Source organism: Streptomyces sp. NPDC093260, assembly GCF_040683715.1.
Classification (GTDB): Bacteria; Actinomycetota; Actinomycetes; order Streptomycetales; family Streptomycetaceae; genus Streptomyces; species Streptomyces sennicomposti.
This window is the reverse complement of sequence record NZ_JBFBEK010000012.1, coordinates 179,856-204,412: the sequence shown is the minus strand read 5'-3', so window position 1 is coordinate 204,412 and position 24,557 is coordinate 179,856. Positions and strand designations below refer to the sequence as shown.

The following is a 24,557-nucleotide window of genomic DNA, read 5'->3' as shown; positions in this document are numbered from 1 at the left end:
GCGCACGCACCGGAGGAAGGCAGGAAGGGATGCTGCACAGAGGTCAAGAGGGCACGGACGGCGAGGGCGGCGACGCCTCGGCCGTCCCCATGGCCTGGTTCTACGCCGAGTACATCGCCGACGAACTGCTGCGCACCGGGGATCTGATGCCGCCGGCGTCGGTGGAGTTCCGCGCGGGGCGGGACGCGCTGGCGCTGACCGTCTTCCTGTCCGACACCGGCGGCGAGCTGTCCGGCATCCGGGTGATCTCGCAGCTGGAGACCTGGCTGTCGCTGACGGCGTACGACCAGCCGTGGCAGGACTGGGTGTGCGAGCGGCTGGCCGCCCTGGCGGCCGACGTCCACGCCCGCGGCGCCGGGTCGCCGGACCTGGCGCTGGCCGAGACGGCCTGGCGCTGGCTGGTGGAGACGGAACTGCTCGCGCCCGACCTGGACGCGGTGCCGGACGGCGCGGGCGCGGTGGGCGAGGACGAGGGTCCGAAGGTGTGGACGCCGGCCTGGCAGCTCGGGCTGCCTCTCGGTCATCTCGCCATCCACCTTTTCTAGCCTCTTCCCGGCCTCCGGACCGGCCCCGCGGCGGGGCCGAGCGGGGGCGCCGGGGTGGCGCGCACGGTTCCGTTTCCGGCTCCGGGGCGCAGCTCGGAAGCCATTTTCCGAGCCGGACCAATCCGCGGGCCCGGCCGCTCCGAATCTCTTGACGACGATTCGGTGCGTGGCTTGAGTGATTCGGCTGTGCGGTGCGTACGGGTGGGAGCAAGGAGTAACCCCGCCCGCACCCACCGCGAGGATTCGGCATGAGGTCCCTGGAACGGCATCGCGACGTCGGCGCGTACGCGCTCGGCGTGCTGGACGAGGCGGACGCCTTCCGCTTCGAGGACCACCTCGCGCAGTGCCCCAGGTGCGCGGCGCAGGTCACCGAGTTCGGTCCCACGGCGCGGCAGTTGCTGCTGTACCGGCGCGCCACGCCCCGATTCGTGCATCCGACGGCGCAGCCCGGGCCGCGGCTGCTGGAGCGGCTGGCCGGCGAGGTGACGCGGCGCCGGCGGGTGGGCCGACGGCGGTCGCTGTTCGCGCTGGCCGCCTGTGCGGTGCTCGCCGTGGGCGGTCCCGCGGCGACGGCCCTCGCCCGGCAGCACGGGAGCGTCCCGGGGCCGGTCGCGGTGGCCGCGACGGACGCGCGGACAGGGGTGCGGGCCGAGGTCAGGGCGGCGGACGCGGCCTGGGGCAGCGAGGTGTGGCTGCGGGTCGCGGACGGGACCGGGCCGCACGCGTGCCGGCTCGTCGCGGTCGGCCACGACGGCTCGGAGCAGACGGTGGCGACCTGGACGGTCCGCTCCCGGCAGACCCGCCCCGCCACCATGACGGGCGGCGCGGCGCTGCGGCCCGGGGAGATCGCCCGGTTCGAGGTGCGCACCACGGACGGACGGCATCTGGTGACGCTGGACCCGTCCTGAGCGCGGCCCGTCCCGCGTGTGCCCGTCCCGCGAGCGTGCGTCCCGGCTGCCCGTCCGTCCCGGCTACTTGAGCAGCCGGGAGAGTCTGCGGTCGGCCAGCGGTCGGCCGCCGGTCTGGCAGGTCGGGCAGTACTGGAGCGAGGAGTCGCTGAAGGAGACCTCACGGATGGTGTCGCCGCACACCGGGCACGGCTCGCCCGTGCGGCCGTGCACGCGCAGGCCGCTCTTCTTCTCGGCCTTCAGCCGCCCGGCCGCGACCCCTCGGGACCGCTCGACCGCCTCCCTGAGCGTGGTGCGCAGCGCCGCGTACAGACCCGCGACCTCCTCCTCGGTCAACGCCGCCGTGAGTTTGAACGGGGACATCCGCGCGGCGTGCAGGATCTCGTCGCTGTAGGCGTTCCCCACGCCCGCGATCAGGCCCTGGTCGCGCAGGGCGCCCTTGATCTGCCGCCGCTCCCCGGCGAGAAGGCGGGCGAAGCGCTCCTCGTCGAAGTCGTCGGCCAGCGGGTCGGGGCCGAGCCGGGCCACTCCGGGCACCTCCTGCGGGCCCCGTACGACGTACACGGCGAGGCGTTTTTGGGTACCGGCCTCGGTGAGGTCGAAGCCGGCGCCGGTCTCCAGGGCGACGCGCAGCGCCAGCGGCCCCTTCCCGGCGCGGGGCGGGCCGTCGGGGAGGCGGTCCTTCCACTGGAGCCAGCCGCCGCGGGCCAGGTGGGTGACCAGATGCGGGCCGCCGTCGGTCTCCAGGTCCAGGAACTTCCCGTGCCGGCGCACCGCCGTGACCTCGTGGCCCTCCAGGGCGGTGACCGGCGGGTCGTACGTCTTCAGGACGCTGATGGCGACGGGCAGCACCCGGACGATCTCGTGGCCGACCAGGTTCTCGGTGAGGAAGTCCTTGAGCGCTTCCACCTCGGGCAGTTCCGGCATGCCTCCCAGAGTGCCACCCGGCGCCGACAACGGCCCGGCACGGGCGCCGGCCCCCGTACGCGGGACGGCCCGACCACGAGCGGTCTCCCCGCCGGTCAGTCCCGTTCCGGCACCACGAACTCGCACCACAAGCACTTGCCGCCGCCGCGCGCCTCCACGCCCCACACGTCGGTGAGCCGGTCCACGAGCAGCAGCCCGCGTCCCGAGACGCCCTGCTCCCCCGGCTCGCGGCGGCGCGGGAGCGCGCTGGAGGAGTCCTCCACCTCGACGCGCAGCCGCCGGTCGGTGCCGCTGAGCACACGCAGGGTGACGACCGCCGCGCCCTCGGTGTGCATGAGGGCGTTGGTGATCAGTTCGTCGGCCACGAGTTCGATCTCGTCGGAGCGTTCCCGGGCGCCCCAGGAGCGGACCGCCGCCCCGATCATGTGCCGGGCCTGGATCAGGGCCTCGGGGTCGCCGGGCGCCACGTGCTGCTGGAGCCGGCCGACCGGCTGGCGCTCGGTCAGGGCGCGGCGGCGCAGCACCAGCAGGGCGACGTCGTCGTCGCCGCCGCGCGCCTCGGCCAGCGCGATCAGCCGGTCGGCGAGTTCGCGTACGTCGTCGGGACCCGTGGCGACGGAGGCGGCCAGCGCGCGCATGCCGTCGTCCAGGTCGGCGCCGGGCTGCTCCACCAGGCCGTCGGTGCACAGGACGAGCGACTGGCCGGGGTCCAGCTCCATGGCGCACACCGGGTACTCCAGGCTGCCGAACTCGGCGGACAGGCCGAGCGGCAGGCCGCCCTCGACCTCCACGCGCCGGCAGGTGCCGTCGTCCAGGCGGACCAGCGGGTCGATGTGGCCGGCCCGGACCACCTGGACGACGCCGGTGGACAGGTCGGCCTCCGCGTACAGGCAGGTCGCGAACCGGTCGGTGTCGAGTTCGTGCAGGAAGATGGAGGCGCGGGCCATCACGGTGGCGGGGGCGTGGCCCTCGGAGGCGTAGGCGCGCAGCACGATGCGCAGCTGGCCCATGACGGCGGCGGCGTGCGTGTCGTGGCCCTGGACGTCGCCGATGACGGCGCCGACCCGGCCGCCGGGCAGCGGGATCAGGTCGTACCAGTCGCCGCCGATGTCGCGGCCGAGGGAGCCGCCCGCGTAGCCGGAGCGGTAGCGCACGGCGACGTCGGCGCCGGGGACGCTCGGGATGGTGCGCGGCAGCATGGCCTGCTGGAGGCCCTGGGCGAGGTCCTTCTCCTGTTCGTAGAGCATGGCCCGTTGCAGGCTCTGCGCGATGCTGCTGCCTAGGGCGACGAGGACGTTGCGCTCCTCGGTGGTGAAACCGTGCCGGCCGCTGTAGAGCAGGCCCATCCCGCCGATCGGGCGGCCCTGGGCGATCAGCGGGAGGTAGGCGGCCGAGGTGATGTCCAGGCCGGTGATGTGCGGCCACAGGATCGGGTAGAGGTCGGCGAAGTCCTCGGCGGACTCGATGAAGCGCGGGCTGAGGGTGCGCACGGCCTCGCTCATCGGGTACGGCTCGTCGATGCGGGTGACGCGGGTGCCGGGCACGGAGGCGCCCTCGGGGCCCTCGGCGACGAGCCGGATCCTGCCCGCCTCGACCAGCCCGAGGACGAGGCTGGTGGAGCCGAGCAGGGGCAGCCCGTGGGTGTCCTTGACGATGTCGATGACGTCCTGGACGGTGTGCGCGTGGGCGAGGGCGGCGGTGGTGATCTGGACGACGTTGGTCTGGTCGCGGCGGGCGGCCTCGCGGGCCGCGCGCTCCCCACGGCCGGCGATGTCGTCGAGTTCCTCGGTGGCGTCCCGGATGATGCCGAAGACCCGGCGGGGGCGGCCGCTCTCGTCGCGGCGGATGTAGCCCTGGGTGTAGACCCAGCGCCGGGAGCCGTCGCGGCGGCGCAGGCGGATGTAGGTGCCGTAGTTCTCGCGGCCCTCCTTGATCGCCCGTGCGACCAGGGCGTCCAGGCGCTGGCCCTCGCCGCCGGGGACGCGGGGTGCCAGGCTCACGGCGTGGCCGTCGTACTCCTCGGGGGTGACGTCGAAGATCTCGTAGGCCTGGGCGTCCATGCTGAGCAGACCGGTGTCCAGGTCCCAGTCGAAGCTGCCCATGCGGTTCAGCGCGAGGATCGGATCCCGGTTGGCGGGCCAGTCGGCCGGGAGTGACAGGGTGCGCGCTCCCCGTTCAGCCATGGGGCCACCTTGCCAGGATTTGCCTGATTCTTCGAGCGGGGAGCGGGGTAGCCGGAGCCCGTGACCGGTGTCCGCCTTCACACACCGGTGTCACGCGGGCCGGGCGGCGGGCGCGGACGACGTCCACGGCGCCCGGCGGCACCGTCGTCACCAGGGAGTGCACACCGTGGGATGGTTCACCGCACCCGAGTACTGGCTGAGCCGGCTGGTGTTCCAGCGGGCGCTGGCCGCGGTCTACCTGGTGGCGTTCCTGACGGCGGCGCTCCAGTACCGGGCGCTGCTCGGCGAACGGGGCATGCTGCCGATCCCCCGGTTCGTGCGGCGGGTGCCGTTCAGGCGGGCGCCGAGCCTGTTCCACCTGCACTACTCCGACGCCCTCTTCGGGGCGGTCGCGTGGACGGGCTGCGCGGTGGCGGCGGCGCTGCTGGCGGGGCTGGACGCATGGCTGCCGCTGTGGGGCGGGATGCTGCTGTGGCTGGTGCCGTGGGCGCTGTACCTGTCGATCGTGAACGTGGGGCAGACCTGGTACGGCTTCGGCTGGGAGTCGCTGCTGCTGGAGACCGGCTTCCTCGCGGTGTTCCTCGGCAACGACGAGGTCGCCCCGCCGGTCCTCGTGCTGTTCCTGCTGCGCTGGATCCTCTTCCGGGTCGAGTTCGGCGCGGGGCTGATCAAGCTGCGCGGCGACGAGTGCTGGCGCAGGCTGACCTGTCTGCACCACCATCACGAGACCCAGCCGATGCCGGGCCCGCTGAGCTGGTTCTTCCACCATCTGCCCGGCCCGCTGCACAAGGTCGAGGTGGCCGCCAACCACGTCACGCAGCTGCTGGTGCCGTTCCTGCTGTTCACCCCGCAGCCGATCGCGACGGCCGGCGCGGCGCTGATGATCCTCACCCAGCTGTGGCTGGTGCTGTCGGGGAACTTCGCCTGGCTGAACTGGCTGACGATCGTGCTCGCGCTGTCCGCGGTGCGCTTCCCCGTCCGTCCGCCCTCCACGGCGGCGGCGCCGCTGTGGTACGAGGTGGTGGTCTGCGCCGTGGCCGTGCTGGTGGTGGTGCTGAGTTACCGGCCGGTGGTGAACATGGTCTCGCGCCGCCAGGTCATGAACCGCTCCTTCGACCCGCTGCACCTGGTCAACACCTACGGCGCGTTCGGCAGCGTCAGCCGGGTCCGCTACGAGGTGGTGGTGGAGGGCACGCTCGACGAGGTGCCGCGTGAGGACTCCGACTGGCGGGCGTACGAGTTCAAGGGCAAGCCGGGTGACCCTCGGCGCTGGCCGCGCCAGTTCGCTCCCTACCATCTGCGCCTGGACTGGATGATGTGGTTCGCCGCGCTGTCCCCGGCGTACGCCGGCGCCTGGTTCGGGGCGCTGGTGGAACGCCTGCTGGAGAACGACCGCGCCACCCTGCGGCTGCTGCGCCGCTCCCCCTTCCCGCCTGACACGCCGCCGCGCCATGTGCGGGCACGTCTGTTCCGCTACCGCTACACCACCTGGCGGGAGCTGCGTGAGAGCGGCGCCTGCTGGCACCGGGAGTACGTCCGCGAGTTCCTGCCGCCGACCAGGCTGGAGCGGGTGTCGCGGACTGGCTGAGCGGGCGCGCCCAGGTGCCGGGCGCCCGCTCGCCGCTCGTGGGCCGCCGGTCAGCAGTGGGACACGTAGCTCTGGGTGTGCCCGGTGCTCAGGTAGTAGGCGCTGACGTAGCGGTGCCGGGACGGGGTGTCCGCGGGCCGGGCGGGGCGTCACACCAGGAGTGCACCCCGTCTGCCCCGCCGGTCGACGCCCGCGTCCACCTGGAGTCGACCGGCGGGTGAACCCCTGCGGCAGTGGCCGGCCCCTCGACGTACGGCTCGAGTCCGGGCAGAGTTCTCCCTACCTACTCGCGAGTACGACCCCGGTGCGGGGTCGCCGTCCCGTTCCGAGGAGCGCCCGTGACCAGTTGGGCCGGCCGCAGCGCCGCCGAGATCGCCGCCGCCGTACGCGAGAGACGGGCCACGCCCCGCGAGGTGGTGGCCGGGCATCTGGCGCGGATCGAGCGGCTGGACGGCCGGATCGGCGCCTTCCGCACGGTCCGTGCCGAGGCGGCGCTCGCCGAGGCCGACGCGGTCGCGGCCCGCGCCGATCTCGGCGGACTGCCGCTGGCGGGCGTGCCGGTGGCCGTGAAGGACAACCTCGCGGTGCGCGGCGAGTCCGTCCGCGTCGGCACGGCCGCGACGAGCGACGAGCCCGCCGCCACGGACCATGTGACCGTGGCCCGGCTGCGGGCGGCGGGCGCGGTGGTCGTCGGGCTGACCAATGTGCCCGAGCTGTGCGTCTTCGGTACCACCGAGGGCGTGTTCGGCACCGCCCGCAACCCGTGGGACCCCGCGCGCACGGCGGGCGGCTCCTCCGGCGGCAGCGCGGCCGCGGTGGCCGCCGGGATGACGCCGATCGCGCTCGGCAACGACGGCATGGGCTCGCTGCGCATCCCGGCCGCCAACTGCGGCCTGGTGACGATCAAACCGGGGTACGGGGTGGTGCCCGCGGGCATCGGTGAGGGCGACTGGTTCGGCATGTCGGAGAACGGGCCGCTGGCCACCACGGTCGAGGACGCGCGGGTGATGCTGTCCGTGCTGGCCGGGGCCGGGTTCCCGCGCGGCGGCGGGGACGGCTCACCCGGCGTCGCGGTGTCCGTGCGCAGCCCGCTCGCCGGGACCGCGGTGAGCAGACCGTACGCCGTCGCCGTCCGGGACGCGGCCCGGTTGCTGGCCGGGGCCGGTCTCCGCGTGCGGCGCGCCGACCCGCCGTATCCGCTCTCGCTGGGGCTGACCGCCCTGCGGCACTGGACGGCCGGCACCGCCGTGGACGCCGCGGGCCTGGACCCGCGCCGGCTGGCCCGGCGCACCCGGGTGCACGCGGCCGTCGGGCGGCGGTTCCTGTCCGGCGTGCGCACCGGCACCGCACGGGAACAACTGCGCGGGCGGCTGGAGCCGTTCTTCGCCGAGCACGACGTGCTGCTCACCCCGGCGCTCGCCCGCCGCTCCCCGAAGGCCGGGCCGTGGCACGAGCGGGGCTGGCTGCGCAATGTGCTGGCCGACACCGCCTACTCACCGATGACGCCGCCGTGGAACCTGACGGGCTGGCCGGCGATGGCGGTCCCGTTCGGCACGCTGCCCTCGGGGGCGCCGTGCGCCGTGCAGTTGGTGGCGCGCCCCGGCTCCGAGGCGGTGCTGCTGGACGTCGCACAGCGGATCGAGGAGCTGCGGCCGTGGCGCAGGACCGCCGAACCGGCCCGGGAACGGGGCGAGTCGCGCACCGCTTGACGCGTACGGCGGTCGGCTCAGAGGTCCTTGTACTACATGATGTGCAGCGCGACCGGGCCGCGCCGGGGGTGCTCATAAGCCCGCGGCACGGCGCCGAGGACGGTGAAACCCAGTGAAGTCCACAGCGCCCCGGCGGAGTTGGACTCCACGACGGCGTTGAAGACCACGCCGCGATTACCGTCGGCCGCGACGGCGGCCAGGACGTGTTCGGCGAGGGCGCGGCCCGCGCCCCGGCCGGTCCGCTCCGGGTCGACCACGAAGCCCGCGCGGGCGCTCCGGGCGGGGCCGCCGTGGTCGGGGGTGAGGCAGGCGGAGCCGAGGGATCGCGCCGGTCTTGTCCTCGGCGACGAACACCCGGTTGGCCGGGCTCGTCCACAGCGCACGGTCCCCGGCACAGGTCTCGGCGGCGACGATGCGGTGTCAGAACGGCCGGATGCGCGGCCAGTCGCCGGCCACGGCTTCTCTGATCGGCATGGGCGTGCGTCTCACGCCAGCATGGGCGCGTGCGTCTCGTACGGGTCACGCCCATGCCGTCGGCGGACGGAGGGCCGGCGCGAGGCCGGTCCGCGGCGCCGGTCAGTCCACGCTGGGCAGGATGTGCGGCTCGGCGAGATCTTCCTCGTAGCCCGCGAGGCGGATGGGGGCGGAGCGAGCCCACACGTCCAGGCTGCCGAGGTCTCCGGGCCGCCGGCCCGAACGCTCCGCGCGCTCGCTGGTTCCCTGTTCGAGATTCGTCTTCTCCGGTGTCACCGCGCACTCCTTATGTGTCGGTCACCCTCGGGGCCCTTCAGCCACCGTGAGCCACGGCGCCTGGGTCCCGCTCGGGTATGGGTCAAGCAGGTCGGACGCGGTGGCGTCGGCAACCGAGGTCCGCTCCGGCCGTTGTGCACCGGCTCGCCCCGGGACGGACCGTGGGTGTGGTGGGAACCCTTCGGTGCTGTCCGTCTGCTCCAGATTAACCAAATGAGCGGCCCCCTGCTCGATGGGGCTGCAAAGAGCGGGTAACTATCTGGAGTCAAGCGTGTTGCTTGCGTGGCTTCGCGGCGATTTGTCTCCACGACGAGGACCGGAAATCACCCGTTCGGCCTACGTCTCGTCGTTCAGATCCCGTTGGCCGCGTCGAAAGCTGGCCATGATCTGCTGAGGTGCCGAACGGCTGTCTCGCGGGAGGACGGGCGCATGGAGCTGCGCAGTGTCGAGGAGCTGATGGACCTGTTGTACGCCTGCCGGGGCACCGCCCTCGCTCCGGCCGGGCCCGGCCGCCGTGTCGATGCGCACGAGCACGCCCTGCGCACCGCCGCGCTGCTGCGCCGGCGCCGCCCGGCCGACAAGGAACTCCAGGTGGCGGGCCTGGTGCGGGGTATCGGGCGGTTGCTGGGGCCGGGCCTGGGCACGGGCCCGGCCGAGCGTGCGGCCGACGCGGTCGGCCCGCTGCTGGGCGCCCGCGTGGCCCGGCTGGTGCGGGCGACGGCCGCCGACGGACCGGACGAGGACGCGGCCGCCCTGCGCCAGGCCGCCGAGGAGGCCCTGACCGACGGCTCCGACGCGGGCGTCCTGGAGGACTGGCGCACGCTCCTCGGACTGCTCGCGGCGCGCGACTCGCGCCTCGGAGCCGTCGACTGACGGACTGCCAGGAGAGGTCCCGGCCTACCACTTGCCCGGCGCGTAGTCCTTCAGGAAGACGCCGTACAGGTCCTCGCCCGCCTCGCCGCGCACGATCGGGTCGTAGACGCGGGCCGCGCCGTCGACCAGGTCGAGCGGGGCGTGGAAGCCGGCCTCGGCGAGGCGCACCTTGTCGGGGTGCGGGCGTTCGTCGGTGATCCAGCCGGTGTCGACGGCCGTCATCAGGATGCCGTCCTTCTCGAACATCTCCTGGGCGCTGGTGCGGGTGAGCATGTTCAGGGCGGCCTTGGCCATGTTGGTGTGCGGGTGGCCCGCTCCCTTGTAGCCGCGGTCGAAGACGCCCTCCATCGCGGAGACGTTCACGATGTACGTCCGCCGGGCCGCGGCGGCGGCCATCGCCGGGCGCAGCCGGCTGATCAGGATGAACGGCGCCGTCGAGTTGCACAGCTGGACCTCCAGCAGCTCGACCGGCGTGACCTCCTCCACCGTCTGGATCCAGCTGTTGGTGTCGTGCAGGTCCGGGACGAGGCCGCCCGCGTCGATGGCGGTGCCGGCCGCGATCCGCTCCAGGGAGGCCGAGCCGGACACCAGGGCCAGGCCGGTGACGTCCTGGGCGGTGAGCGCGCCCGGGCCGGCCACCGGCAGCGCGGCGACCGCGCCGGAGCCGAAGGTGCCGATCACCTCGGCCGCGGGCAGCTCGCCGGCGGGCAGCGGGGCCGACTCGGCGGCGACCAGCTCGCTGTAGGCCTGCGGGGAGCGGCGTACGGTCTGGGCGGCGTTGTTGATCAGGATGTCCAGCGGGCCCTCGGCCGCGACCGAGTCGGCGAGGGCGACCACCTGGGCGGGGTCGCGCAGGTCGATGCCGACGATCTTCAGCCGGTGGATCCAGTCGGCGCTGTCGGGCTGCGCCTTGAAGCGGCGGATCGCGTCGTTCGGGAAGCGCGTCGTGATCGTGGTGTGCGCGCCGTCGCGCAGCAGCCTGAGCGCGATGTACATGCCGATCTTGGCGCGGCCGCCGGTGAGCAGGGCGCGCTTGCCGGTCAGATCGGTGCGGGCGTCGCGGCGGGCGCGGTTGTCGGCGGCGCACTTCTGGCACAGCTGGTGGTAGAAGTAGTCGACCTCGACGTAGCGCTGCTTGCAGACGTAGCAGGAGCGGGGGCGCCGCAGCACGCCGGCGATCGCCCCCTCCTCGGTGCGCGAGGAGGGCAGGATGCCCTCGGTCTCGTCGTCGATGCGCTGGGCGGAGCCGGTGGCCGTGGCCTCGGTGACCGCCTTGTCGTGGGCGGTCTTGGCGGCCCGGCGCTCCTGGCGGCGGCGCTGCTTGACCATGCGGTAGATGTGCGAGGTGGCCCGGCGCACCGCGATGGCGTCGGGGTGGTCGACCTCTATCCGGTCCAGCTCCTGGAGCACGTCGAGGCAGACGGCGAGGCGCTCGGGGTCGATGCCGGGGCCGTACCCGGTCCCGTCGGCCGGCTCGTACGCGGGCTCACCGCCCGGTGCGTACACCACCTCGTCCGTGGCCGTGGAGCCGTCGTCTGTCACCGTCATCGCGCTGCCGCTTCCCTGGTCGTCCACACGGCGCGTGAGTCGCGCTCGCTTTCGAACGGGGGATTTTACGGCAGCGGCGGGGCGTACCGCCAAACGCGCGGCGATCAAGGCGCGCAGACCGTGAGAAGGGTCTCCACCTCCTCGGACAGGGCGCGGGCCAGCCGGTTCAGGTCGGGTACGGCCTTGGCGTCGGCGACGAGTCCGTAGTGGACGCGGCCGCGGTAGGTGGAGACGGCGACGGCGAGGGACTGCCCGGGGGCGAGGGGGGCGAAGGGGTAGACGGCGGTGAGGGGGTGGCCGCCGAGCCGGAGGCCGAAGCCCGGCAGCGGGACGCTGGTGACGAGGATGTCGAACCACAGCCGGGCGGCCTGGCCGACCAGGGGGCCGCCGAGCCGGTGGCCGAGGGCGGGGACGTGGTCGGCGAGGAGGGCCACGGCGCCCGCGCCCCGGTCGGGTCCGGCGTCCTTGTTGCGGTCCATGGCGGTGCGTACGGCGGCGAGACGGCGCAGCGGGTCGGCGACGCCGACGGGCAGTTCCATCAGATAGCCGGAGAGCCGGTTGCCCTGCGGGTGGGCGGTGCGCGGGCGGCGCCGGGAGACGGGGATGAGGGCGCGTGGGGCGGCCCCCTCGCTGGAGTCGCCGCGCTCGTCGAGCCAGTTGCGCAGGGCGCCGGCGACGACCGCGATCAGCACGTCGTTGACGGTGCCGCCCACGGCCTTGCGCACCAGGTGCACGTCGTCGAGGTCGAGGACGACGCCGGCGGTGCGACGGGTGCCGGTGGGTTCGGCGGTGAGCGCGGGCAGGGAGCGGGTGGCGAGGGTGGAGCGGGCGACGGAGGCGCCGATGTCCAGGGCGCGGCTGACGTCGGCGAGCGCGCCGCGCACCAGCTCGGGCAGTCTGCGCACGTCGGGCAGGGCGCCGCGGGCGGGTTCGGCGGGGCGGGCGCGGCGCTCGGGCAGGTCGATCGGATCCATGATCGCGGCGGCGAGGCTCAGGGCGCGCAGGCCGTCGGCGAGGGCGTGGTGGAACTTGAACAGCACCGCGAAGCAGTCGCCCGCCTCGCCGGGCAGCACATGGGCTTCCCACGGCGGCCGGTTGCGCTCCAGCGGGCGCTGCATGAGCCGGCCCGCCGTCGCCTGGAAGTCGCGGGCGGGGGCGTGCAGCCGGACGTGGTGGAGCGGGTCGAAGCAGGGATCGGGTTCGCGGGTGGCGCCGCCGAGGGCGAGGGGCCGGCGCAGACCGTCGCGCAGGCCGTGCGGGAGGGGGTGGCGCAGGTCGAGGGGGCGCCAGATGTCGCGGATGCGCATGCGCAGTCCGGGGACGGCGGCGGCGCGGGCGGCGAGCAGGTCGGCGGCGTGCGCGGCGGCGGTGGCCGGGTGCGCGGTGAAGACGCCGAGGGCGCCGAGGTGCATGGGGTGGTCGGCGGACTCGATGTTCCAGAACGCCAGGTCGAGGGGAGCGAGTGGGTCGGAAGTCATGGCTTGCCTCGCGTCGGCGGTGAGTGAGTCTGCAGTCAACCGCTCTCGACCGATTACGGTCAAGCACGATCAGGATACGCACGGTGACATGCGGATGGCGTCCCGCCCCGTGATCCGCACCGGGCCCGCGGGGCGGGACGGGCGCTCAGCGCAGCGCGGGCGGCGCCGCCTGCGCCGACGTCCCCCAGGACGAGGGCCGCGGGCCGACGGTGTAGTGCAGGGTGCGCAGCGAGCGCAGTGCCCGGGTGGTGAGATACGTCCGCTCGTACGTCACTCCGTCGGCGCGCACCGTCTGGACGTACCGCGTGTCGTGGGAGGTGCCGGGCGCGGTGATGGTGAGGGCGCCGCGCGGGTAGTAGCGGCGGTCCAGCCTGAGGTCGACGCGGTCGAAGACGGGCGTGGACAGGCCCCAGGTGGGATAGCCGGGCTGCACCGGGTAGAGGCCGATGGACGACAGCACGTTCCAGGCCGACATGGTGCCGAGGTCGTCGTTGCCGGTCAGCCCGGTCGGCTCGTCGGTGAACAGGGTCAGCGCGGCGTGCACCACGTCGGTGGTCTTCCACGGCTGCCCGGTGGAGAGATAGGTGTAGGGGGCGAGCAGGTCGGGCTCGTTCTGCGGGTTGTACTTGTCGGTGTCGTAGTAGGCGTAGGGGCCGTTGACCCACACCTCGCGGGCCGTCTTCGCCGGGTCCTTCAGCAGCTGGCCGTAGGCGAAGAACTCGTCCAGCCGCTCGTTGGTGAGCCGTTCGCCGCCGATCAGGCGCACCACACCGGGCAGGTCCTGCGGCACCAGCCACTGGTACTGCCAGGCGGTGCCCTCGTGGAAGCCGACGCTCCGCGCCGGGCTCCACGGCCCGGTGAAGACGCCGGAGGTGTCGCGGGCGCGGAAGAAGCGCGTCGAGGGGTCGAACAGGTTGCGGTAGTTCAGCGACCGGGCGGCGTAGCGGTCGGCGTCCTCGCGGTGCCCGAGGGCGCGCGCCATCTGGGCGAGCATGGCGTCCGACAGGGCGTACTCCAGGGTCGCCGAGCCGCCGAAGGCGTAGTCGGAGTGGCCGGCCTTGGCCGGTTCGTGGCCCTGGATGTAGGGGGCGAAGCCGCGGGCGAGGTAGTCGGGGGCGGCGTCGCGGCCCACCGCGGGCGAGGTGGCCGGGGGCACCTCGTCGGCGTTGCGCCTGAGCGCCCGGTAGGCGCGTTCCTCGTAGCCCTTGAGCAGGCCGTGGTGGAAGGCGTTGGTGAGGAAGGGGGTCACCGGGTCGCCGGTCATGACGTTGGTCTCGACGGTGCCGTAACCCCACTTGGGCAGCCAGCCGCTCTCCTCGGCGATGCGGACGACGGAGACCGCCATGTCACGGGACTCGTGGGGGGCGAGCAGGGCGAGGAACTGGGCCTGGGTGCGGTAGGTGTCCCACAGCGACCAGTTCTGGTAGTAGGTGAACCCGTCGGCGCGGTGGACCCGCCGGTCCCAGCCCGTGTAGCGGCCGTCGGCGTCGCTGCCGACGTTGGGCGCGAGGAAGGCCCGGTACAGCGCGGAGTAGAAGGTGCGCCGGAGCGTGTCGGCGCCGCCGTGGGCCTGTACGTCGGCCAGCCGGTCCTCCCAGGCCCTGCGGGCGGCGGTGCGCACCGCGTCGAAGGGGCGGCCGCCCTCCGCGCGCAGGTTGCCGGCCGCGCCGGCCGGGTCCACGTACGACAGCGCGGTGGTGGCCTCGACGGTGCGGTCCTCGGTGGTGTCGAAGCGCAGGTAGGCGCCGCCGCGGCCGGTGCGTGCGCCGGGGGTGACGGTGGGGCCGTCCCAGGTGCCGTAGGCGGTGAAGGGCCGGTCGAAGCGGGTGATCGTGTAGACCGTGTAGGGCAGGGTGTCCTTGCAGAAGCCGCGGCCGGTGATCGCGGTGCGCACCGTGTGGTCGTCCAGGATCTCCACCGTGCTCGCGACCATCCGGTGCAGGGCCTGGCCCGCGTCGATGAGGACGTTGGCCTTGTCGGTGGCGGGGAAGGTGTAGCGCTGCACGCCGGTGCGGGTGGTCGCGGTCAGCTCCGCCCGGATGCCCGAGTCCAGGCCGACCCGGTAGTAGCCGGGGCTCGCCGTCTCGTCCTCGTGGCGGAAGCCGGCGGCGTACTTGGCGTTGTCGGTCTGCGTGATGTCGCCCGTGGTCGGCAGCACCGGCAGGTCGCCGCCGAGGCGGCACCCGACGCCGGAGAGATGGACCAGGGAGAAGCCGCGGATGCGGCTCTGGGTGTAGTCGTAGCCGGTGCTGTGGCCCGTGTCGGGCGACAGCTGCACCATGCCGAACGGCACGGCCGCGCCGGGGAAGGTGTTGCCTTCGTCGGCCGTTCCGATGAACGGGTTGACCAGGTCGGTGAGCCGGGCGTGACGCGGTTCGGCGGCCCGTGCGGTGACCGGGGCCGCGGACAGCGCGGACGCTGTCACCGCCCCCGCCAGGCACAGACGCAGGCGCCGGGTCCATCTCATGCGGGCAGTCCTTTGGAGGAGACGACGTTGCCTGCATGATCACGTCTGGCGGCCGGTGAGCCGGGCATCCCGGCGGTGTCGCGCGCCACGCGTCGCGCGGCAGTCGGCCGCCGAGGTCCGCTCGCTCGGGGTCGGCCGCCCGGTCCCGGCCGCGGAGATCCAAGTGGACCCGCGGCCTGCGGGGCGCGCACCATGGGGGCGTCGCTTCCGCGTCGTGCCGGCCCCGGCGACGCACCTCATCCGCGGAAGGGAAGTGGACCAGATGCCCAAGGTCTCCCGGGACACCGCCACCCAGGGCGGCGACTACGGCCCGGTCGTCGAGCAGTCCGAGGACCTGGAGCCGTACACGGTGGACTTCCGCAGCTTCCGCGAGGACGTCGACCTGACCCCGCTGCTCAAGGAACTGCCCGACGGCCGCTGCCAGTGCCCGCACTGGGGATACGTCTTCAAGGGCGAGCTGAGGCTGCGCTACCCCGACCACGACGAGGTGTACACGGCCGGGGAGGCCTTCTACGCCCCGCCCGGCCACGTACCCGTGCACACCGCGCCGGGCACCGAGTACGTGCAGTTCAGCCCGACCGACGAGGTGCGCCGGGCCAGCGCGATCACGCTCAACCACTTCCCGCCGCTGGCCGGCTGAGCGGGCCGCTCCCCCGGGTCCGCCTACGGCACCCGCTGCCCCTTGCCGAGGGCGATCACGCCGCCCTTGGACACGGTGTACAGCTCGGCGTCGCGCTCCGGGTTGACGCCTATGGTCGCGCCGGGCGGCACCTCCACGTTCTTGTCCAGCACCGCCCCGCGCACCACCGCGCCCCGGCCGATGTGGACGTTGTCGTGCAGCACCGAGCCCTGGACCACCGCCCCCGGATCGACCCGCACGCCCGGCGAGAGCACCGAGCGGGTGACCTGGCCGCGGATCAGGCAGCCCGCGCTGATGATCGACTCCCCGGCGATGCCGCCCGCGTTGAACCGGGCCGGCGAGAGCTGGTAGGAGTGCGTGTAGATCGGCCAGTCGCGGTTGTACAGGTTGAAGGCGGGGCGCTCGGCGATCAGGTCCATATGTGCGTCGTAGTACGCGTCGAGGGTGCCCACGTCCCGCCAGTAGCCCTGGTCGCGGCTGGTCTCTCCGGGCACGTGGTTGGCGCTGAAGTCGTAGAGCTGGGCCTCGCCGCGCTCGGTGAGCTGGGGCAGGATCGAGCCGCCCATGTCGTGCACCGAGTCCGGGTCCTCGGCGTCCCGGTGCAGCGCCTCGATCAGCGCCTTGGTGGTGAACAGGTAGTTGCCCATGGAGGCGAACACGCACTCCGGGTCGTCGGCGAGGCCCGGCGGGTCGGCGGGCTTCTCCAGGAAGCGCTCGACGGTCAGCCCGTCGGAGCCCGGCGTGATCACCCCGAAGGACGAGGACTCGGCGCGCGGCACCCGGATGCCGGCGACGGTCACCCCCGCGCCGCCCTCGATGTGCTGCCGCAGCATCTGCCGCGGGTCCATGCGGTAGACGTGGTCGGCGCCGAACACCGCGACGTACTCGGGCTGCTCGTCGTGGACCAGGTTGAGGGACTGGAGGATCGCGTCGGCGCTGCCCAGGTACCAGCGCGGGCCGAGCCGCTGCTGCGCGGGCACCGGGGTGACGTAGTTGCCGAGCAGGCTGGACATCCGCCAGGTGGTGGTGATGTGCCGGTCCAGCGAGTGCGACTTGTACTGGGTCAGCACGCAGATGCGCAGGATGTCGGCGTTGACGAGGTTGGACAGGACGAAGTCGACGAGCCGGTAGGTGCCGCCGAAGGTGACCGCGGGCTTGGCGCGGTCGGCGGTCAGGGGCATCAGGCGTTTGCCCTCTCCGCCCGCAAGGACGATTCCGAGGACCGAAGGTCCACCACGACGCATGGCCGCTCCCCTCACCCGGTTGCACCACTACTGCCCTGGTGCGCGGTCGGCTAAGCCTGCTTGCGGATCTCCTCGTACAGCTGCGCGGTGCGCCGCGCGACCGCGTCCCAGCCGAACTCCTCGACCGCCCGCCGCCGCCCGGCCTCGCCCATCCGGCGAGCGGTGTCCGGGTCGCCGAGCACCTCGTCCAGGGCGCGGGTCAGTCCCGCCTCGAAGTCACCGCCGATGCCGTCGCCGGTGTCGTCGCCCGTGTCCACGAGCACGCCGGTGCGGCCGTCCTCGACCACCTCCGGGATGCCGCCCACGCGGGAGGCCACGACCGGGGTGCCGCAGGCCATCGCCTCCAGGTTGACGATGCCGAGCGGCTCGTACACCGAGGGGCAGACGAACACGGCCGCGTGGGTGAGCAGCTGGACCACCTCCGGGCGCGGCAGCATCCGCGGCACCCAGTGCACGCCCTGCCGGGCCCGGCTCAGTTCCTCGTACAGCTCGCGGAACTCCCGGTCGATCTCCGGGGTGTCGGGGGCGCCCGCGCACAGCACCACCTGCACCCCCGGGTCGATGCCGCGCACCGCGCGCAGCAGATGGGGCACGCCCTTCTGGCGGGTGATGCGGCCGACGAACAGCACGTAGGGGCGGTCTGGGTCCACGCCGATCCGGGTGAGCGCGTCGGTGCCGGGGTCGGGCCGGTACAGGGCGGTGTCGATGCCGTTGTGGATGACGTGGACGCGGGCCGGGTCCAGGGCCGGGTAGCAGGCGAGGATGTCCTCGCGCATGGCCCCGGAGACGGCGACCACCGCGTCGGCGGCCTCGAACGCGGTGCGCTCGGCCCAGCCGGACAGGGCGTAGCCGCCGCCGAGCTGCTCCGCCTTCCAGGGGCGCAGGGGCTCCAGCGAGTGGGCGGTCACCACGTGCGGCACGCCGTGCAGCAGCTTGGCGAGATGCCCGGCGAGGTTCGCGTACCAGGTGTGGGAGTGGACCAGCTCTCGGTCCTGGAGGGCGGCGGTCATGGCGAGGTCGACGGAGAAGGTGCGCAGGGCGTCGTTGGCGCCGTCCAGGGCGCGCCAGGAGCGGTGGCGTACGACGCCCGCGGCGCGGTCGCCCGTGGAGGACTCGCCCCAGCAGTGCACCTCCAGGTCGACCAGGCGCCGCAGTTCCCGGGCGAGGAACTCGACGTGGACGCCGGCGCCGCCGTACACGTCCGGCGGGTACTCCCGGGTCAGCAGTCCCACTCGCACGCGCAACCCCCTGGGTTCTCGGCGGCCGGCCGCCGTGGCCGGTCCCCTTTCATGGTCACCCGGACGGGCCGCGCGGGGAAGAGCGCGGGACTCGTGCGAAACAACAGTCACCGCAGACCCCGCCACCGGGCACGCGGTAGTAGAGGCAGCAGCTGCGCCGCCGGAAGGCGAGGTCCGTCCCGTGCGCGGTGAGCGTTCCGGCGGCTGCGAGCAGGGGGTGGGCGAGGAGGTCCGCCGCCAGGGCACGGGCGCGGCCGGCGGCCGCGGGGTCGCCGTTCTCCCGCGCCCACCGGGCGAGCTGGCGGGCCGCTCCGGCCAGCGCCGAGGCCGCGTTGCCCCACAGCAGGCCGGCGGCCGGGCGGTGGCGGGCGCGCAGGGCCGCCGCCAGGGGCTCCAGGTGCCCGTGCAGGACGGTGTCGGCGAGCGTCGCCGGGTCGGCGGGCCGCTCGTGCACCTCGGTCAGCCACAGGTCCTCGGGCGCGCTGCCCGCCGGGTCCCAGCGCAGGAGGCACGGATCGAGGTCCGGGAGGCGCCCGTACCGCACGGCGCAGCCGAGCGCGACGGACCACAGCCGGGCGGCGAGGGCCTGGTGCGCGACCGAGGCGGCGACCCGGGGTTCGCGGGCGCCGATGCCGGCGGCGACCCGGCGGACGCGGGTGTCGAGCGGGTGCGGGGACGGAAGGCCGGGACGGGGGTGCGGGCCGGAGTCGGGGGCGGGGGTGGTGCGGTCGTAGGCCTGGGCGAGGGTGGGCAGCGGGCCCTGCGGGGGCGCGCCCGTGCGCAGGGCGAAGAAGCCGCCGAGGGGGGCGAGCGCGGCGAGTCGGGCGTCGAGGTGCACGAGGAGCAGTACTACCAACACCGGGCCGGCGGACGGGCCGCCGGGTGCGCGGGAGGACGCGGGGAGGTGCCGGGAGAGGGCTGTTTCCGGACGACCTTCGGAGATCCTGGGAGGCTTCCGCAGGGGGCGTACGGGGGTCCGCCGAGGGTCCCGGGACGGGAACCCCATCCTCCGTCGCCCACCCAGGGGAGGAGAGGGCAACAGGCGTACTCCATCGGCAGTATGACCCAATGCGTGCTCAGGGGGGACGACGGGAAGAGATCGGCGCGGCAGGCTGTCTGACCATGGAAGCCGACCGTTCGCCGCGCCGGGCCGACCGCCCCCGCCGCCCGCAGAGGAGCAGCCGATGAGCGCCCTCGCGTTGTCCGTGCTGCTGTCGTTCGTGTCCGCCGTGGCCTACGCGGGCGGCGCGATCGTGCAGGAGCGCGTCGCGGTCACCACCCCCGGCAAGCGGTACGCGCCGCTGCGCCGCGCGGCCTGGTGGGCGGCGGTGGCGCTGAACGGGCTGGGCGGACTGCTGCACGTGGTGGCGCTGGCCTACGGCCCGCTCAGCCTGGTGCAGCCGCTGGGCGCCCTCACCATCGTGTTCGCGCTGCCGATGGCGGCGCTCTTCGTCGGCCGCCGGGCGGGCGCCGCCGCGTGGCGGGGCGCGATCATGACGACGGCCGGCCTGGCCGGTCTGCTGTCGCTGGTGGGCGCCTCCCCCACGCAGTCGCTGAGCGCGGCGCAGCGGGTGGCCCTCGCCGTGGTCACGGGCGGCGCGCTCGCCGCGCTCACGGTCGCGGGCCGGGCTGCGCACCGGCATCCGGCGGTGCGCAGCGTGCTGCTGGCCGTCGGCGCGGGGCTCGCCTTCGGCATGTCCTCGGTGTTCACCAAGACGGTCGCGGTGGACTGGACGGACGGGGTCGCGGCGGCGGAGCTGCCGTCGCTGGCCGCGATCGCCGTGCTGGCCACGGCGGGCATGCTGCTGTCCCAGGCCTCCTACCGCGGCGGCGGTCTGACGGCGCCGCTGGCCACGCTGACCGTGGTGAACCCGGTGGCGGCGGCCGTGGTCGGCCTCACGATGTTCGGCGAGGGCTTCCGGTACGGGACGACGGGCGCCCTGCTGGCGCTCGGCTGCGGGGTGGTGGCCGTGGGCGGTCTGATCCTGCTCACCACCGAACGCATGGGGCGGACGACGCGGCCGGTCCGGGCCGGGGCGACGGGGGCGACCGGGGCCGCCGGAAAGGACGCGGCGGATCGGGCGGAGACGGCGGACGGGGTGGAGGCCGGGTGCTTCGACGAGCCACCGTCGGCCGCCGCGGCACCGGCCGGCGGGGTGCCGGCCGGCGCCGGGCCCGCGCAGGGACGGGTGCGGGCGGACGTGCCCGCCGGGGTGACGGTTGTGGAGGCGCCGACGAGTGCGGCGCCTGGGGGCGTGCCGGGGCGGGCGTTGCCCGCGGACGCCCGGGCGCGGGCGGCGTCCGTGGCGGGGCCGACCGGGACGGGGCACGCGGAGGCGCCCGCGGGGGCGGTGCCGGTGGTCGGGCCGGTGCGGGCGGTGTTCGCCGACCTCCCGTCAGCGTCGGTGCTCGCGGGCGGGATTCCCGCGCAGCTCGGCACTCCCGTGGACGGCGGCGGTCCGGGGCCCGCACGCGCGGCCTCCGGGGACGGCGCGCGCGGCACCGGACCGGAGGACCACGGCGAACCGTCCCCGAGCCCGGCGTCGCTCCTGGGCGAGGCGCTGCGCGCCGTGCCCTTCCGCATGGCCGCCTTCGTCCCGACGCCGACCACGGACCGGCACCGCCCGCGCGTCGGATCCTGACGGGCGTCGGCCGGGGGCCAGATGCCGAAGGCGACGCCCGCGAGCCCGAGACGGGGACGGGCATCGCCCGGAGACCAGAGGCCGAGGCGCGGCACCCGGACGTCGGATCACGACGGGAGACGCGGGCGGGCCGGAGACCCGGCCGGGCATCGGCCGGAGACCCAGCGGCCGACGGGCGTCGCCCGGGGCCGGGCGTGGACGCGCATCGCCCGAGGGCGGACGCCGGCCGCCCTCACCCGTGCCTCAGATCCTGACGCCGCCGGCACGGAGATAGGCGAGCGGGTCGATGTCCGAGCCGAAACCGGGCCCCGTGCGCACCTCGAAGTGCAGATGCGGGCCCGTCACATTGCCCGTGGCGCCGGAGCGGCCGATGCGCTGTCCCGCGCCGACCGTCTGCCCGGTGCGCACCGAGATCGCCGACAGATGCCCGTACTGGGTGTAGCGGCCGTCGGCGTGCCGGATGACCACCTGGTAGCCGTAGGCGCCGCCCCAGCCGGCGCTGACCACGTGGCCGGCGGCGGCCGCGTGCACCGAGGTGCCGGTGGGCACCTCGAAGTCGACGCCGGTGTGGTAGCCCTTGGACCAGTGGGAGCCGCTCGCCCGGTAACCGGTGCCGACGGAGGCCCGCACGGGGGCGACGAGGGCGTGCTCGGCGGTGTGCGACGTCCCGGCGTGGCTCGTCCCGGACCGGGTCGCGGGCTTGGCCCTGGTCTTCAGCTTCGCCGCCTCGGTTCTCGGCCTGCTCTGCGTCTTCGGCTCGGCGTGCTTCCTCGGCTCGGCGGCCGGGCGGGTGGCGGTGGAGCCGCCCTGGTGCGGCGCGGTGTGCGTCGAGCGCAGCGAGAGACGCTGGCCGGGCATGATCAGATCGGGGTCGTCGCCGACGGTGGCGCGGTTGGCCGCGTACAACTGGTGCCAGCCGCCCCGGACATGCTGGTCGTCGGCGATCCCGGAGAGGGTGTCGCCGCGGACCACCGTGTACATCTCGGCGGTGCCGGCCCGCGACTGCGGGGTGGTCTGCGGCCGTACGTCGTGCGCCAGACTCCGCTTCTGCGGGGCGCTCTTGGCGCTCTGGGTGTGCACCGGCCGGGTCGCCGCGCTGTCCGGGTGGACGCCGGGGCCGCCGCCGCGGGTCAGTCCGGCGCGCACCGAGCACACCGGCCAGGCGCCGGGCCCCTGCCCGTCGAGCACCCTCTCGGCGACCGCGATCTGCTGGTCCCGGGTGGCGAGGTCGGCGCGCGGCGCGTACCGCGGGCCGCCGTAGGCCGCCCAGGTGGAGCCGGTGAACTGCAGTCCGCCGTAGAAGCCGTTGCCGGTGTTGATGCTCCAGTCGCCGCTCGACTCACAGGCCGCCACCTTGTTCCAGGTGGACGCGTCGGCCGCGTGCGCGACGCCGGCGCCGATCAGCGGGATGGCCATTCCGGCGCCGCCCGCCGTGACGGTGAGGGAGGCGCGGTTGATCCTGTTCGGCTGGTACCGGCGGTGCCGGCCGCGTGCGGCCATGTCTGAAGCCCCTTCGCCCTGCGTCAGGAGCGGCAAAAGTAGACGCCGCCAACGAGCCGCGACAAGAGGGCTATCGGCCGCATTGAGCCTCAAGTGGCCGGTAAGGGGCTTTGGTTGGCCGGTTCGTCCGGTTCGGCCGGATAGCGGGGTGGGTACCGGGCCGCACGGTCCGGCCGGTCCGCGCTGAGGCGCTGGGGGTGTGCGCTACGTATGGAAGGGTCCACGGGACCTCGAGCCGGACCGCGCCCCGGTCCGGGTGCCGGGCGGCGGACCGGTACGGATGTGCGCTCGCCGTACCGGCGCGCCAGGATGGTCGAAGACGTCCCAGCCGATGATCCACCGGATTCCCAAGGAGCAGGCGGTATGAGCACTACAGCCCAGATCGGCGTCACCGGGCTCGCGGTCATGGGCCGCAACCTCGCCCGCAACTTCGCACGCAACGGCTACACGGTCGCGCTGCACAACCGGACGGCGTCGAGGACGCACGATCTGGTGAAGGAGTTCGGGCACGAGGGCGAGTTCATTCCGACCGAGGCCGCGAAGGACTTCGTGGCGGCGCTGGAGCGGCCGCGCCGACTGGTGATCATGGTCAAGGCGGGCGATCCGACGGACGCGGTGATCCAGGAGTTCGCCCCGCTGCTGGAGCCCGGCGACATGATCATCGACGGCGGCAACGCGCACTTCGCCGACACCCGGCGGCGCGAGCGGGAACTGCGCGAGCAGGGCATCCACTTCGTCGGCACCGGCATCTCGGGCGGCGAGGAGGGCGCGCTGCACGGGCCGAGCATCATGCCGGGCGGCTCGACGGAGTCGTACGACTCGCTGGGTCCGATGCTGGAGAAGATCTCCGCGAAGGCGGAGGACGGCGCGCCGTGCGTGACGCATGTGGGCCCGGACGGCGCGGGCCACTTCGTCAAGATGGTGCACAACGGCATCGAGTACGCCGACATGCAGCTGATCGGCGAGGCGTACCAGCTGCTGCGGGACGTCGCCGGCTACTCCCCCGCGCAGATCGCGGAGATCTTCCGCACCTGGAACACCGGGCGGCTGGACTCGTACCTCATCGAGATCACGGCGGAGGTGCTGTCGCACGTGGACGCGGCGACCGGCAAGCCGTTCGTGGACGTGGTCGTGGACCAGGCCGAGCAGAAGGGCACGGGCCGCTGGACGGTGCAGATCGCGCTCGATCTGGGGGTGCCGGTGTCGGGCATCGCCGAGGCCGTCTTCGCGCGGTCGCTGTCGGGCCACGCGGCGCTGCGGGAGGCCTCCCGGGGCCTGGCGGGGCCGAAGGCCGCGCCGCTGCCGGAGGCGGAGGCGGCGGCCTTCGCCGACCGGGTGGAGCAGGCGCTGTACGCGTCGAAGATCGTGTCGTACACGCAGGGCTTCCACGAGATCGCGGCGGGCAGCGAGGAGTACGACTGGGACATCGACCTCGGGGCGATCGCCTCGATCTGGCGAGGCGGCTGCATCATCCGCGCGGCCTTCCTGGACCGGATCCGCACGGCCTACGACGCCCGGCCGGACCTGCCGAGCCTGCTGTCCGACGAGACGTTCGCCCAGGAGATCGCGGCGGCGCAGGACGACTGGCGCGAGGTGCTGGTCGCGGCGACGCGGCAGGGCGTGCCGACGCCCGGCTTCGCGGCGGCCCTCGCCTACTACGACGCCCTGCGCGCCGAACGTCTGCCCGCCGCCCTCACCCAGGCCCAGCGCGACTTCTTCGGCGCGCACACCTATCGGCGGGTGGACCGCGAGGGCACGTTCCACACCCTGTGGGGCGGGGACCGGTCCGAGGTGGGTGCGTAAGAGACGCGGCGGGGCCGCTGCCGGGCAGGCGGGCGTGGCGGTGCGGCCGCGTGGTCGGCCGCACCCGCCGTCCGCCTCACCGGCCGCCCTCCTCGCCGGACGCCCACCGACCGGCCGTGTGCCTCGGGTCCCTCAGGTCAGCGGCGGTCCCGGTTCCGGGGTGGGGGTCGGGTCCGGGCCCGGCGGGATCGGGGACGGGGGCGGCTCGGGGGTCGGGTTGGGGGGCGGCGTCGGGACCGGGCCAGGCGGCGGCACGGGAGCCGGGGGCGGGGTGGGCGCCGGCGGCGGTGTCGGCTCGGGCGGCGGTGGCGGTACCGGCGTCGGCGGTCCTGGCACCGGGGGCGGCTCGGGGGCCGGGTGCGGTGCGGGCGTGGGGACCGGGTCCGGGTACGGCTGCGGCGGATCGGGCGTGGGCGCGGGATCCGGGTGCGGCTCCGGAGGCTGCGGGCCGGGACCCGGGGTGGGCCCGGGCGGTACGGGGTCGGGGTACGGGTTCGTCATGCTGTCCTCCCGC

General features: G+C 74.4%; 18 protein-coding genes and 1 pseudogene. 8 read left to right on the top strand and 11 right to left on the bottom strand.

The genetic code is table 11. From position 1 onward, the window contains the following. Positions 1–29 precede the first annotated feature (29 nt). Together AB0N63_RS17850 and AB0N63_RS17845 are read left to right on the top strand one after the other, a co-directional pair. On the top strand, positions 30–545 hold the full coding sequence (locus AB0N63_RS17850) for a hypothetical protein (protein ID WP_365529925.1): 516 nt from the start codon (positions 30–32) through the stop codon (positions 543–545). A gap of 248 nt (positions 546–793) precedes the next feature. After that, on the top strand, positions 794–1,453 hold the full coding sequence (locus AB0N63_RS17845) for a zf-HC2 domain-containing protein (protein WP_365529924.1): 660 nt from the start codon (positions 794–796) through the stop codon (positions 1,451–1,453). Between the two features lie 63 nt (positions 1,454–1,516). On the opposite strand, the gene AB0N63_RS17840 is transcribed toward AB0N63_RS17845, so the two are convergent. Then, the gene (locus AB0N63_RS17840; RefSeq protein WP_365529923.1) at positions 1,517–2,380 is read right to left on the bottom strand and encodes a DNA-formamidopyrimidine glycosylase family protein; all 864 of its coding nucleotides are present in this window, start codon (positions 2,378–2,380) and stop codon (positions 1,517–1,519) included. Between the two features lie 95 nt (positions 2,381–2,475). Beyond that, on the bottom strand, positions 2,476–4,563 hold the full coding sequence (locus tag AB0N63_RS17835; protein WP_365529922.1) for a SpoIIE family protein phosphatase: 2,088 nt from the start codon (positions 4,561–4,563) through the stop codon (positions 2,476–2,478). Positions 4,564–4,729: 166 nt separating this feature from the next. Here AB0N63_RS17835 and AB0N63_RS17830 point away from each other — a divergent pair, with 166 nt between their 5' ends. Together AB0N63_RS17830 and AB0N63_RS17825 are read left to right on the top strand one after the other, a co-directional pair. Beyond that, a complete protein-coding gene (locus AB0N63_RS17830; RefSeq protein ID WP_365529921.1) occupies positions 4,730–6,151 on the top strand; it encodes a lipase maturation factor family protein in 1,422 nt (473 codons plus the stop codon). Positions 6,152–6,489: 338 nt separating this feature from the next. Next, a complete protein-coding gene (locus AB0N63_RS17825) occupies positions 6,490–7,860 on the top strand; it encodes an amidase family protein (protein ID WP_365529920.1) in 1,371 nt (456 codons plus the stop codon). A 32-nt stretch (positions 7,861–7,892) separates the two neighbouring features. Here AB0N63_RS17825 and AB0N63_RS17820 read toward each other — a convergent pair. Continuing rightward, positions 7,893–8,274: pseudogene (locus AB0N63_RS17820) on the bottom strand (GNAT family N-acetyltransferase). A 162-nt stretch (positions 8,275–8,436) separates the two neighbouring features. Beyond that, positions 8,437–8,610: a hypothetical protein gene (locus AB0N63_RS17815; protein ID WP_365529919.1), complete on the bottom strand. Its 174-nt coding sequence runs from the start codon at positions 8,608–8,610 to the stop codon at positions 8,437–8,439. Between the two features lie 429 nt (positions 8,611–9,039). Between AB0N63_RS17815 and AB0N63_RS17810 the strand changes: the two genes are divergently transcribed. Next, a complete protein-coding gene (locus tag AB0N63_RS17810) occupies positions 9,040–9,483 on the top strand; it encodes a hypothetical protein (protein ID WP_365529918.1) in 444 nt (147 codons plus the stop codon). A 24-nt stretch (positions 9,484–9,507) separates the two neighbouring features. Here the strand turns inward: AB0N63_RS17810 and AB0N63_RS17805 are convergent, their stop codons facing one another. From AB0N63_RS17805 to AB0N63_RS17795, 3 genes are all read right to left on the bottom strand, one after another. Continuing rightward, the gene (locus AB0N63_RS17805) at positions 9,508–11,031 is read right to left on the bottom strand and encodes an SDR family NAD(P)-dependent oxidoreductase (protein WP_365529917.1); all 1,524 of its coding nucleotides are present in this window, start codon (positions 11,029–11,031) and stop codon (positions 9,508–9,510) included. Positions 11,032–11,135: 104 nt separating this feature from the next. Continuing rightward, positions 11,136–12,509, bottom strand: coding sequence for a wax ester/triacylglycerol synthase family O-acyltransferase (locus AB0N63_RS17800; RefSeq protein WP_365529916.1), 1,374 nt, complete (start codon positions 12,507–12,509; stop codon positions 11,136–11,138). A gap of 145 nt (positions 12,510–12,654) precedes the next feature. Then, a complete protein-coding gene (locus AB0N63_RS17795; RefSeq protein WP_365529915.1) occupies positions 12,655–14,976 on the bottom strand; it encodes a GH92 family glycosyl hydrolase in 2,322 nt (773 codons plus the stop codon). Between the two features lie 262 nt (positions 14,977–15,238). Between AB0N63_RS17795 and AB0N63_RS17790 the strand changes: the two genes are divergently transcribed. Beyond that, positions 15,239–15,616 (top strand): hypothetical protein, encoded by a 378-nt coding sequence (locus tag AB0N63_RS17790; protein ID WP_365529914.1) that lies wholly within the window; start codon positions 15,239–15,241, stop codon positions 15,614–15,616. Positions 15,617–15,639: 23 nt separating this feature from the next. On the opposite strand, the gene glgC is transcribed toward AB0N63_RS17790, so the two are convergent. Genes glgC through AB0N63_RS17775 form a run of 3 tightly spaced genes read right to left on the bottom strand, consistent with a single transcriptional unit; the run spans position 15,640 to position 18,954 of the window. Further along, positions 15,640–16,860: a glucose-1-phosphate adenylyltransferase gene (gene glgC / locus AB0N63_RS17785; protein WP_027758698.1), complete on the bottom strand. Its 1,221-nt coding sequence runs from the start codon at positions 16,858–16,860 to the stop codon at positions 15,640–15,642. 50 nt (positions 16,861–16,910) lie between these two features. Then, positions 16,911–18,098 carry a glycogen synthase gene (gene glgA / locus AB0N63_RS17780; RefSeq protein WP_365529913.1) on the bottom strand — a complete coding sequence of 396 codons (1,188 nt, stop codon included), beginning with the start codon at positions 18,096–18,098 and terminating at the stop codon, positions 16,911–16,913. Between the two features lie 55 nt (positions 18,099–18,153). Then, positions 18,154–18,954, bottom strand: coding sequence for a (2Fe-2S)-binding protein (locus tag AB0N63_RS17775; protein ID WP_365529972.1), 801 nt, complete (start codon positions 18,952–18,954; stop codon positions 18,154–18,156). A 328-nt stretch (positions 18,955–19,282) separates the two neighbouring features. Here AB0N63_RS17775 and AB0N63_RS17770 point away from each other — a divergent pair, with 328 nt between their 5' ends. Continuing rightward, the gene (locus AB0N63_RS17770; protein WP_365529912.1) at positions 19,283–20,740 is read left to right on the top strand and encodes a DMT family transporter; all 1,458 of its coding nucleotides are present in this window, start codon (positions 19,283–19,285) and stop codon (positions 20,738–20,740) included. Between the two features lie 243 nt (positions 20,741–20,983). On the opposite strand, the gene AB0N63_RS17765 is transcribed toward AB0N63_RS17770, so the two are convergent. After that, a complete protein-coding gene (locus AB0N63_RS17765; RefSeq protein WP_365529911.1) occupies positions 20,984–22,240 on the bottom strand; it encodes a transglycosylase family protein in 1,257 nt (418 codons plus the stop codon). A gap of 363 nt (positions 22,241–22,603) precedes the next feature. Between AB0N63_RS17765 and gndA the strand changes: the two genes are divergently transcribed. After that, the gene (gndA, locus tag AB0N63_RS17760; RefSeq protein WP_365529910.1) at positions 22,604–24,043 is read left to right on the top strand and encodes an NADP-dependent phosphogluconate dehydrogenase; all 1,440 of its coding nucleotides are present in this window, start codon (positions 22,604–22,606) and stop codon (positions 24,041–24,043) included. Positions 24,044–24,557: the final 514 nt, after the last annotated feature.

Bases quoted from the DNA above. Each gene is read 5' to 3' on its own strand.
- AB0N63_RS17850 (WP_365529925.1), top strand. From the start codon at position 30: ATGCTGCACAGAGGTCAAGAGGGCACGGACGGCGAGGGCGGCGACGCC.
- AB0N63_RS17845 (WP_365529924.1), top strand. From the start codon at position 794: ATGAGGTCCCTGGAACGGCATCGCGACGTCGGCGCGTACGCGCTCGGC.
- AB0N63_RS17840 (WP_365529923.1), bottom strand. From the start codon at position 2,380: ATGCCGGAACTGCCCGAGGTGGAAGCGCTCAAGGACTTCCTCACCGAG.
- AB0N63_RS17835 (WP_365529922.1), bottom strand. From the start codon at position 4,563: ATGGCTGAACGGGGAGCGCGCACCCTGTCACTCCCGGCCGACTGGCCC.
- AB0N63_RS17810 (WP_365529918.1), top strand. From the start codon at position 9,040: ATGGAGCTGCGCAGTGTCGAGGAGCTGATGGACCTGTTGTACGCCTGC.
- AB0N63_RS17805 (WP_365529917.1), bottom strand. From the start codon at position 11,031: ATGACGGTGACAGACGACGGCTCCACGGCCACGGACGAGGTGGTGTAC.
- AB0N63_RS17800 (WP_365529916.1), bottom strand. From the start codon at position 12,509: ATGACTTCCGACCCACTCGCTCCCCTCGACCTGGCGTTCTGGAACATC.
- AB0N63_RS17795 (WP_365529915.1), bottom strand. From the start codon at position 14,976: ATGAGATGGACCCGGCGCCTGCGTCTGTGCCTGGCGGGGGCGGTGACA.
- AB0N63_RS17790 (WP_365529914.1), top strand. From the start codon at position 15,239: ATGCCCAAGGTCTCCCGGGACACCGCCACCCAGGGCGGCGACTACGGC.
- glgC (WP_027758698.1), bottom strand. From the start codon at position 16,860: ATGCGTCGTGGTGGACCTTCGGTCCTCGGAATCGTCCTTGCGGGCGGA.
- AB0N63_RS17770 (WP_365529912.1), top strand. From the start codon at position 19,283: ATGAGCGCCCTCGCGTTGTCCGTGCTGCTGTCGTTCGTGTCCGCCGTG.
- AB0N63_RS17765 (WP_365529911.1), bottom strand. From the start codon at position 22,240: ATGGCCGCACGCGGCCGGCACCGCCGGTACCAGCCGAACAGGATCAAC.
- gndA (WP_365529910.1), top strand. From the start codon at position 22,604: ATGAGCACTACAGCCCAGATCGGCGTCACCGGGCTCGCGGTCATGGGC.